Origin of the sequence: Silvimonas sp., from assembly GCF_031291215.1 — a bacterium.
GTDB lineage: Bacteria > Pseudomonadota > Gammaproteobacteria > Burkholderiales > Chitinibacteraceae > Silvimonas > Silvimonas soli.
In genome coordinates this window covers 1-4,025 of record NZ_JARLJK010000126.1, presented here as the reverse complement: position 1 = coordinate 4,025, position 4,025 = coordinate 1, and the positions used below count along the sequence as shown (strand labels likewise).

Annotated in this window: 1 protein-coding gene; it reads left to right on the top strand. The window is 59.3% G+C overall.

The window, feature by feature from the left end; all coding sequences use genetic code 11:
- The first annotated feature begins 235 nt into the window (after positions 1-235).
- Positions 236-3,433: an AAA family ATPase gene (locus tag P4L78_RS15150; protein ID WP_309328687.1), complete on the top strand. Its 3,198-nt coding sequence runs from the start codon at positions 236-238 to the stop codon at positions 3,431-3,433.
- Positions 3,434-4,025: the final 592 nt, after the last annotated feature.

The window sequence follows — 4,025 nt, the reverse complement described above, 5'->3', positions numbered from 1 at the left end:
GGTGGACCCGAACTGGGATGAGATGGAGCTGGCAAGGGACTACGCACACATGTGTGAGACTGTGATGCAGCATTTCTGCGGCAAGACGTGCCAGATGAAGTCCAACGGCGTGGTGGTTCCTGGGTGCCGCTTTAAGTGTCCGTGGGAGAAGCGGGCAGTGACGGTGGTGGGGACGTCTCCCAGTGTCTCAAATGGGCGCCGCTTGAAAGTGTGGCCGAAACGTAATCATGAGCGGATGTCATCCACCATTCCTTTTGTGACGCAGTACTGGAGGGCAAACAACAACTTTGCGTTGCTGGAATCCATCTACGGCGCCAAGGAGTACATTGCCAAGTATGTCACCAAGGCCGAGGTATTCACAAGTGCGGTGCAGGAGACCATTGCAAGTGCAGTGAAGGAGGTGTACCGTGTGGGGGACGACAACAACGAGGTGGGCAAGCGTCTCGTGCGGCAGCTGTTCATTCGCACTGGTACTGCCAAGCGGGACGTGGGGAAGATGGAAGCGGTGTGGGACCTTGTTGGCGGGCCGCTGTACCGCACCAACGTCTCCGTTCAGGGCATCAACCTCCGTGGACGTGCAGTGTGGGCACGCATCGAAGCAGAACACATTTCGGGGGCTGGCGCCGCCAGAGCAGCCTCTCGGGGCAATGCGCGGCAGCCAGGTGATCTTGGAGATGGTGACGGGGCGTATGGTGATCTCCCCGATGCGGCTGATGCTGAGAGTGGCAGGACAATGGGCGTGTACAAGGACCTCATGGACTACTACAGGGAGCGGGAGGGTGGTGACCACAGCAACCTGTTGCAGTTTGGGCAGAGAATGGTGGTGAAGGCAGGCCAGTTGACAGCGTGGGAGCCCACGCCCCAGTACCCACACCGCGTTGTACGATTCTCGCCCCAGGGCTGGTTTCGGGACGGGGATGAGGCCAAGCAGGCAGAGTACTGCATGTACAAGCTTGTGCAGTTCCGGACGTGGTGGGGAAGCCCTGACACCGCATGGATGACACAGCAGCAGCTGCTGGCGAAGGGGAGGGGCGAGGAGGTGGTGCCTGACAAAGACACCATCGCACTGTGGCACGCATTCTTGGCCTCCCACGCCATGGACCAGTGGCGTGATGCTTTTCAGGACAACGAGCTCCTTGATGATGACGGCGCAGATGCGGAGAGTGAGGAGGAGGTGGAGGACGCATTGGGTGCGGGTGAGTTTTTTGCAGCGCTGGAGGCGGAGCTGGAGGCGGTGCTCCCACACTGTGACCGTGCTGAACACTTGAGACTTGCGGGGGGAACGCAGGCAGTGGACCAGGCGCTGGCACACTGGCCCCATGTGCACAAACCCGCAGTGCCGCCTGCCCTCACCTTTCCTGAGGCCAATGTGGGCAGCCTGTCGGAGGACCAGCGGCTGTGGTTCAACATGGTGCTGCAGATTGTCAGGAGCATGGGTGATGCGGCAGCAGGCCCGCCTCCCAAGATGGTGTTGTACGGTGGTGGGGGGTGCGGAAAGTCAGAGGTGCTCAAGTGTCTCAAGAATGTGTGTGGGGCGGCAGTGGCCCTGTGTGCCACCACGGCCAAGGCGGGCCATGGGCTGAAGTCGACAACGTATCACTCCTTGTTGGGCATTGGGGGGGACACGGGTGGGGGCGTGGGCAAGGACCCCGCAAAGTTCATTGAAGCCTTTGCCCCGGTTCGTGTCCTTGTGGTGGACGAGTTTTCGATGATGGGGTGCCGGGCCTTTGACAAGTTTGCCGCCCGCTGTCGTGTTGTGAAGCCGGGCCCGGGCATGTTTGGTGGGCTTGCCGTGGTGCTGTGTGGCGACCTGGGCCAGCTGGAATGTGTGCGGGAGTGGCCCTTGTTTATGCGGCCAGAGAAGACGATGCCGGCATTCCACACTCGCTCTGAGGAATTCTTTCAGTCCACCCTTCGAGGCCATGAGTTGTTCAAGTCGTTTACCAACGTGATGTGGCTGAAGCGGAGCTTCCGGCAGGCGGATCCCGCGTTTGTGGCGGCGCTGAATCACTTGCGGGATGGAGGCATCACTCACGAGGACTACACACTGCTACGGCAGCGTGTTGTGGGCCCAGTGCCCGGGTCCGAGTCTACTGTAACGCCAGAGCAGGTTGCTGCGGTGAACACATTTGGGCCAGGCGTGCGCTGGGCTGCAACGACAGTTGCTGCCGTGTCCGAGGGGAACCAAGCCTACTTGCGCATGCACATGTCACTTGTGCCAGTAGGCGAGGAAGGGGATGGCGTTGCGGTTGGTGGCATCACTGTCATGCGGGCAAGTGAGTCAAAGTACAGCGCCTCCCTCCCGGCAAAGTCCTTCAAGGGTGTCTCCTCCATGCTCGCCCTTGCGCAGGGGCTGCGGGTAATGCTGCGGTGCAATCTGTGCATCCAGTTTGGCCTTGTGAATGGTGCCGTGGGTGTTGCTGTGCTTCTGGTGTACGAGGAGGCGGACGCCTGCTTGGATGCGGCTGCTCTGGCGGAATCCACGGCGCTGCCCAGGGCGGTGTACACGTACTTCCCTGGCTACACGGGCCCTGCGTTCCCAGGCATCCCTAGGGGAGGCGAGCTGGAGGATGCGCTTGTGGCACGTTTCCCGGAGGCTTGTGCGGAAGACCTAATGAGCAAGCTTGTGCCAATTCAACCCATGCAATTGTGGGCTGATCGGGCTGGTGGGGGCGGGGGCGGCAGGAGCAAAGGCGGCACCGCACGTGGTGGCGGAGGACGGGGCGCTCCGGTGATGCGCACCCAGGTGCCCTTCGTTCTTGCTGCCTCTGGTACTGCCCATTCTTTTCAAGGGGACACAATCCCCGTAGGCCACACCCTCGCCATCAACATTGGCGCAACCGAGTTCACTCCAGGGCTGGCGTATGTCCTGTTCAGCAGAGTGCGGGCCCTTGAGCAGCTTGTTGTGCAGGCGGACTTTACGCTTGCCCGGCTGCGAGCTGCTCATAAGTTTGTGTCTCACAAGACGCGTCTGCGCATGGAGAGGAACGTCTATGGCAGCCGGCATGACAAGACAAAGGAATGCCTGCTTGCTGGCCGTATTCCTCCTGTGGTTGAAGATGGCAGCAGCGACTGGGTGGAGGTGGACATCCCAGCAGAGGTCACGCCTGAGTTGCCGAAAGGAGTGGTGCGGTACCAGTGCCGCTTGTGCCGCCATGCGCCGTACAAATTGCGCACATGGTTCGTGCAGCACCTTCGCGCTGTGCATGCTCAGGGCGATGGGGATGCGAAGGCTGCTGCTGTTGCAGAGGAGGCTGTGTGTCGAGGGGAACTTGGCCTGGCGCCTGCCGCACTGGCAGTTGCTGGTGCGCCGGAGCCAGTTGCGCTTGATGAAGGCATGAACCCGGCAGCAGGCATGCCATTAGACAATGATGGCGGCAGTGACAGTGACTGTGGGATGAACCGTGACGTGGGTGACTCTGATGAGGACTGAAGTTGCATCACGAGATTGTTTGCTGGCGGACCAGTGTCTGTGGCCACATGCTGTTTTCCACTATCATGGCGTTGTGTTTGTTGCCAACAGCTGAGTGTGGTGGGATATGTGTGGGTGCTGCCTTGTGTCCTGCCAGTGAGTTGTGGTGAAAACAGTGTATGTGGTGATTCACTGGCATGTCCGCTGGCTTATCGTGTGTTATGTGCGGGTTTGCTGTTGCTACAGTGATTGTGCTGAATGTCAGTGTGGAGTGCCATGGGTGCCACTGGCAGTGTCGTGCATTTGTGTGCTTGTGCTGTGTGTGTTGCACAAAATTTAATGCTGTTTTCTTTAAGGCTACCCCTGACTGTTTTTCGTAATCTGTCCGTTTGTAGGAATAGCTGTGTTATTCTGTGCAACAAGAATTCATTCAGTGTTGACATGGCCAGTGAAGTTTAACTTTCAGGCCAAGAATGTTGTGCTTCTCATTGTCATTTGCAACTCAGTCATTTCCTCTCTCAGGCCACCTCAGGCCTCCTTCTCCCCTCCTCCCCTTCTCCCTCCTCCCCTTCTCCCTCCTCCCCTTCTCCCTCCTCCCCTTCTCCCTCCTCCC